The sequence below is a fragment of the Shewanella sp. 4t3-1-2LB genome (assembly GCF_017368415.1).
Taxonomy (GTDB): domain Bacteria; phylum Pseudomonadota; class Gammaproteobacteria; order Enterobacterales; family Shewanellaceae; genus Shewanella; species Shewanella fodinae.
This window is the reverse complement of sequence record NZ_JAFNJD010000080.1, coordinates 1-5,780: the sequence shown is the minus strand read 5'-3', so window position 1 is coordinate 5,780 and position 5,780 is coordinate 1. Positions and strand designations below refer to the sequence as shown.

Sequence of the window (5,780 nt, the reverse complement as noted above, 5' to 3'; positions counted from 1 at the left end):
TGAGCCATGATCAAACTCTTCAATTAAAAGTTTTTTGACTCTAATGAATGACTGTTCTATTCGAACACTCTTCAGTGAGTTTTAAATCGTTTTGCGATTTCATTCACTGCGAGTGCCCACACAGATTGCTTGATATTTTGTTAAAGAGCGTAATGTACATTTCTGTACATTTGGGGTTGCGTATTTTACGCAATCCGCTAAAGCCGTCAAGTAAACTTTGATTTAATTGAAGACTTTATCACCTAAAACCGCACATTGAGCTGTTCGCTCGTGGTGGTCAGTCGGTGTGGGGTGCATTATAGGCGGGAAGATTAACGGTGCAAGATCTTTTTGGAGGCAATTGATTCAGTCGCCGATCTTTTATCCACAGCGACTCAGACGGCGCTTTTTCGCGATTAATTAAGCTTCAAAAAGTTTGTTAACGGTCAATTTTGCGAGCGATGCTCACTTTTCCGGCAAAAGTCTGGTTTAACACTAAATAATTCATTACCATAGCCTTGGTTGTTAACACTATTTTATCATTTTAGTTTCATTGAGATCTTATCTATATGCAAAAGTCATTGCTCATCGTTTTACTCGTCGCTGTTTTTGGAGCCCTGGCGATCTATTTTTTGAATCTTCAAGTTCCCTCTTATCTCAGTTTTGCTGTGGGCGCGATCATTGCCGCCATTATCAATTTTGTTTCTGCTCCCCAAAACGCCATTGCAGCTGCAGCGTATAAAGGTCCAATCATGACGCTTTATGTCGGTAACCTGCCTTATCGGGTTAATGAAGCAGAAGTGAAAACGCTGTTTGAACAGTATGGGCCGGTCAGTTCTGTACGGTTAGTACGTGATCGCAAGACTGGACGCCGCAAGGGTTTTGGTTTTGTCGAGATTGCTGAGAAAGGGGGCCAGCAGGCGTTAACTAAGCTGAATGATTTTATCTTTCAGGAACGGACACTGAAAGTCCGTGAAGCCAAATCTCAGGATACCGAAAGAGAAGACGCTGAATAAGTGTCAGCTCACTTTATTGACACTAGTGAAACCGAGCTGCTGCAAGTTTTGTCTTAATCCGTCACTGATTGTCGCGGTAGTGTAATAGGCCGCGACAGTTTCCTGCTCAGTTGTATCCAAATCCGCTGGCAATAGCTCTTTGACTCTGCGGGCGATGGCTTCGCCAGAATCCAATAGCGCAATGCCGTGACCTAGTGCCTCAGCCAATTCTGTTTTAAGCATAGGGAAATGAGTACATCCCAACACCAAAACATCCAGCGCTGACTCGGCAATCGGGGCAAGGAGTTTCTGTAACTGCGATTGTGAAACCGGTATGCCTGCCATCTTCTGCTCTGCCAGCATTACCAATTCTGAAGAACCAAACAGTTCAACGCGACAATCCCCGGCAAACTTGCGAATAAGTTCATGGGTATACTCACGCTTAACGGTTCCTGGTGTTGCTAACAGCCCAATGTGATGTCGCTGAGACAATTGTGCTGCTGGCTTAATCGCCGGAACGACACCAACCACAGGGATACTCAGACATTGTCTTAGCGCTGGTAACACTAAGGTACTGGCGGTATTACAGGCAATCACCACAATATCTGCATTTAACTGTTTTACCATTGGCTCAATGAGCGCTACACAGCCACGGATGAGTTCCGCTTCGCCCAGTTCGCCGTAGGGCAAACGGGCATTATCAAATAGATAGTGGTAGTGCTGACCTGGCAGAAGTTGACGAATTTCCTGCAATACTGACAGGCCGCCAACACCGGAATCAAAAACCAGGATTGTGTGTGACAAGATGTGCCTCTGAGGATAAAACCTAATAACTATTGTTCGGACCGCAATCAGGCCGAATATTGTTTCACAGCCGTTGATAAACTGCAAAGCTGCACTGTAATTGTCCGGTGAAACTTGAGCTATAGCGCCACTATGTTTACTATTTGCGCCCTAATTTTATGCAAGAGAGACTGTAATGGATATTGAAGCAATGGTGCCAGAACGCTACGACGAACAACTTGAGGTTAAGCGCCAATTGCTGCAGCAGTCCTTTGCCGAGTTTGCACCACCGCCACTCGAGGTTTTCGCGTCCACCCCAGAACATTATCGGATGCGGGCGGAATTCCGAGTCTGGCATGATGGCGATGATCTATATTTCTGCGTCTATGATCAGCAGAACAAGCAACCTGTACGCTGTGACCAGTTTCTTCCAGCCAGTCGCTTGATCAATGAGATGATGTTAGCGCTGGTGACCGAGCTAAAACCTAACCCCACATTACGCCATAAGTTGTTTCAGGTAGATTTTCTGTCAACCATGTCTGGCGAGATTTTGGTATCACTGCTGTACCATCGTCAGTTAGACAGCAACTGGCAAACACAAGCACTGGCGATGAAGCAGCGACTGTCAGCACAGTTCCATGTGGATATCATTGGCCGGGCCCGTAAACAGAAAATCGTTCTGGAACGGGATTTTGTAACAGAACAACTCGAGGTAAACGGTCAGCGGTACCTGTACAAACAAGTGGAAAATAGCTTCACCCAGCCCAATGCCGGTGTTGCCTGCAAGATGTTGCAATGGGCACAAGATTGCACCCGTAACAGTAAGGGCGATTTGTTGGAGCTTTATTGTGGCAACGGTAATTTTTCTATCGCACTGGCGCAGAATTTTGACAAAGTCCTAGCAACTGAGCTAGCCAAACCCTCAGTGGAGTCGGCGCAGTACAATATCGCCATCAATAAAATACCTAACCTGCAAATCATCCGGATGTCGGCAGAAGAGTTTTCACAAGCCGTGACCACTGACCGTCAGTTTCGGCGGTTAGCAGGTATCGACCTTGGCAGCTACCACTGCAACACCATCTTTGTTGACCCACCACGTGCAGGACTGGATCAGCGAACCGTGGAGATGGTGCAGGGGTACGACCATATTTTATATATCTCCTGCAACCCGGAAACCTTGAAAAGTAATCTGGAACAACTGTGTCAAAGCCACCGCATCAGCCGCTTTGCACTGTTTGATCAGTTCCCGTACACAGATCACATAGAAACAGGTGTACTGCTAGAGCGTATTAAATAAGGATACTTGTCGGTTTGACGATATAAAAATACTACTGGGTACAGCATGGGGTATGGATAACAAAAAACTCCCACGCCCCCGATAACTTTCTTTAATCCCATGCTTATCGACCCAGTCTCCATCTTGGAAAATTCCAACGTCTTCGCCATCTCTAATAGACATGAATCTCGTACCTCTACTTCCTTAGCTCTGTGGTTCCGACTGTAATTTTGGAGAGTAATACACATTGAATTTCAATTAATGTATTGATTAATTGGCTATTTATTTACCGTTTGTACCTAAAGTTTGGTACAGCGGACGCTAGAAAGTAGGAGCATCCATCACATTAAAATCTAAGGAACATCAGAACCATCAGCACAATTCAAAAATTTTGCCTGCATCAATCTATCTAACACCAATATTTAAAACTGCTACCTATTCTTTCCCCTCCTTGGCATCTAACCAACTTTTAACCATGAACCAATATTTCTCTGTAACGCTTCCCTTCTTAAAAGCCCCCTCATAAGAGTGATGTAAGGATTTTATGTTTTGATTTTTATTGTCAACAATAGTCATATCCGCTCCTTGCTGAAGAAGATATAAAACTATATCAAATCTTGCCAGATCCGCTGCCATCAACAATATTGTCTGACCTTTGTCATCTTGCAAGTTAATGTCTGCGCCACTTTGAAGCAGTAGTTTTAGACATTCAGGAGTCCCCTTATTATTGCCAACGGTAACAGTTTCAAATAAAGGTGAACCACCATACATTCCTGCCTTTAAATTTGGGTTTCCACCATGCTTTAAGGCGCCTTCCAACATAGAACAATCTGACTTTCTCGCTGCCCAATGCATTACGCTGCCGCCATCACCAAAGACTACATTCGGATCAGCTCCCATTTCAAGTAAATGATTAAAGCCGGTTTCATTGCGCATAGACCAAAAAAGTACTGTCGCATTCTCTGTTCCTTTAGAATTAACATCGACTCCTTGGCGAAGTAATTTATCAACAGTAGATATTTGTCCTTTTCCAGCAGCATTGGCTAAAGCTCGAAGTTTCTCTGATGGAAACATCGTTTCTAAATCCATGTGGATTAATATTTTTTCCCCTAACGATTGTGCATATTTATCTTGTAACTCATGATCCTGGTTCGCAAAACTACATCCCGACAGAGAAAGTACAAAAATAGAAAATAATAGTTTATTCTGCTTATTTAACATGATGTTCCCATTACCTTGCATGCACAACCAAATTACTTCATGGTGAAACGATAGCCTACTGGATAAAAATACACTTTATATTCGTGAGTCATTCCATCCTCAATCAAAGGTAGCGTAATGATAAAATACCCTTGTTCTCCGGCAAAGTTAGTATTTATCGCAACCAATTCACCACAGAGAATGGTGGGGTCAGAGAGTAACTCTGAGGTTACCAAACTGAAATCTGTTGTCCTATGAGGAATATTAATGCTGTCTCCCTGGTAAAAATCATAGAAAGCTTTTTCTGACAATTCCGAGTAACGACATACCAATAACCCATTATCACCTTTTGCCAAACTGGGATAACGTTTAAGTTCTAAAAAATTAACAAGTGTTTTTTTACCAACACGATATTGATCTAAAATAATACCCGTTGTATCTAGCTTTATTCCCGGCGTTAACGAGGTGATAAATATTTCAATTCTGGCATCATTAGAAAAATCTAAATCCTTTGATTTTGGAAGATAATTAAACATTTCTGGAATACTAAACTTGACTTGTACGCCATCAGCAAAAGTCAGCACTGGGCTGGTGATTTTGGAGTCATAACCCGTATCAATCGGTCCAAGATATTCTTCTGTATCGACTTTTTGAAAACCATACGCAGAGTGGGTGCCATAAACATAATAAGCACATCCCGGCAATAGACCTGCCAACAAAAAAATAGATAACCCCATGTACACCTGCCGCATTAACGTTCCCTCTCTAAATTGGTAAGGTAATAGTTGTAACTGTCCACACTCAATGCGTAATATTGTCCAACCATTGCTGGTGCAATGGTCCCGGCCAATACAAAACTATTTTTATTTGCCAAATTGTGCACATACTGTATCAGCTCTACCTGCCTGCACACCTCACCAAAATAGTTTCTCCTCCACCTTCATATAAATTTCTTGACTCATCAATAATCTCCATTTTTTTAATACACGCTTCCGGAACAGGTTTAGTCATATAGATTAGTTTTTTAAGTCGCTCCAAACTGGGCTTTTTATCCCCTGTCGGGGAGAAATCAACTGCTTGAAATGAATAATATGTACCTTCTCCATATTTAATTTTGAGAGATTCTAACCAACTATGATATTCAACTTTTCTATTCAAATCGAAAAATCGATTATCAATACTAATACAACCAAATGTCATTATTGACAAGGCGATCATGACTAAAAGCTTACTCATAGTACCCCTTTCGATTCCATCTGTAGATATCAGGGCTATAGGCACTCATTGCTATACCAGTATACGCAGCACTTGGTAGCATCCCTGTTAAGCTCCATGCCTGAAAAGCCGAATTATACGTTTCACTTCTAGAAAAAACCATGCCAGCAATAGAGTCATGACCTTCAAGTCCTGCGAGTCTGGATATTGAATCGCCACTGATTTCCTAGACACCTTTTAGTTAGATAAACTAGCTAAAAAAAGAGGTGTCCATGAGCCATAAACGTTACCCCGAACAATTCAAAATCGAAGCAGTAAAACAAGTCACTGTT

The 5,780-nt window shown here is 42.4% G+C and carries 6 protein-coding genes; 2 read left to right on the top strand and 4 right to left on the bottom strand.

What is annotated here, in order from left to right; genetic code table 11:
* Positions 1-548 precede the first annotated feature (548 nt).
* Positions 549-995, top strand: a complete 447-nt coding sequence (locus J3L11_RS18395) for an RNA-binding protein (protein WP_207571929.1) — start codon at positions 549-551, stop codon at positions 993-995.
* 3 nt (positions 996-998) lie between these two features.
* Here J3L11_RS18395 and murI read toward each other — a convergent pair whose 3' ends face one another.
* On the bottom strand, positions 999-1,778 hold the full coding sequence (gene murI, locus J3L11_RS18390; protein WP_207571928.1) for a glutamate racemase: 780 nt from the start codon (positions 1,776-1,778) through the stop codon (positions 999-1,001).
* Between the two features lie 175 nt (positions 1,779-1,953).
* On the opposite strand from murI, the gene trmA reads away from it, so the two are divergent.
* Entirely contained in the window at positions 1,954-3,054 is a 1,101-nt protein-coding gene (trmA, locus tag J3L11_RS18385; RefSeq protein WP_207571927.1) for a tRNA (uridine(54)-C5)-methyltransferase TrmA, read from the top strand.
* Between the two features lie 414 nt (positions 3,055-3,468).
* Here trmA and J3L11_RS18380 read toward each other — a convergent pair whose 3' ends face one another.
* The 3 genes from J3L11_RS18380 to J3L11_RS18370 all read right to left on the bottom strand — a co-directional run bounded on the left by J3L11_RS18380 (position 3,469) and on the right by J3L11_RS18370 (position 5,469).
* A complete protein-coding gene (locus tag J3L11_RS18380) occupies positions 3,469-4,254 on the bottom strand; it encodes an ankyrin repeat domain-containing protein (protein WP_207571926.1) in 786 nt (261 codons plus the stop codon).
* A gap of 32 nt (positions 4,255-4,286) precedes the next feature.
* A complete protein-coding gene (locus J3L11_RS18375; RefSeq protein WP_207571925.1) occupies positions 4,287-4,985 on the bottom strand; it encodes a hypothetical protein in 699 nt (232 codons plus the stop codon).
* A gap of 145 nt (positions 4,986-5,130) precedes the next feature.
* On the bottom strand, positions 5,131-5,469 hold the full coding sequence (locus J3L11_RS18370; protein WP_207571924.1) for a hypothetical protein: 339 nt from the start codon (positions 5,467-5,469) through the stop codon (positions 5,131-5,133).
* Positions 5,470-5,780 lie beyond the last annotated feature (311 nt).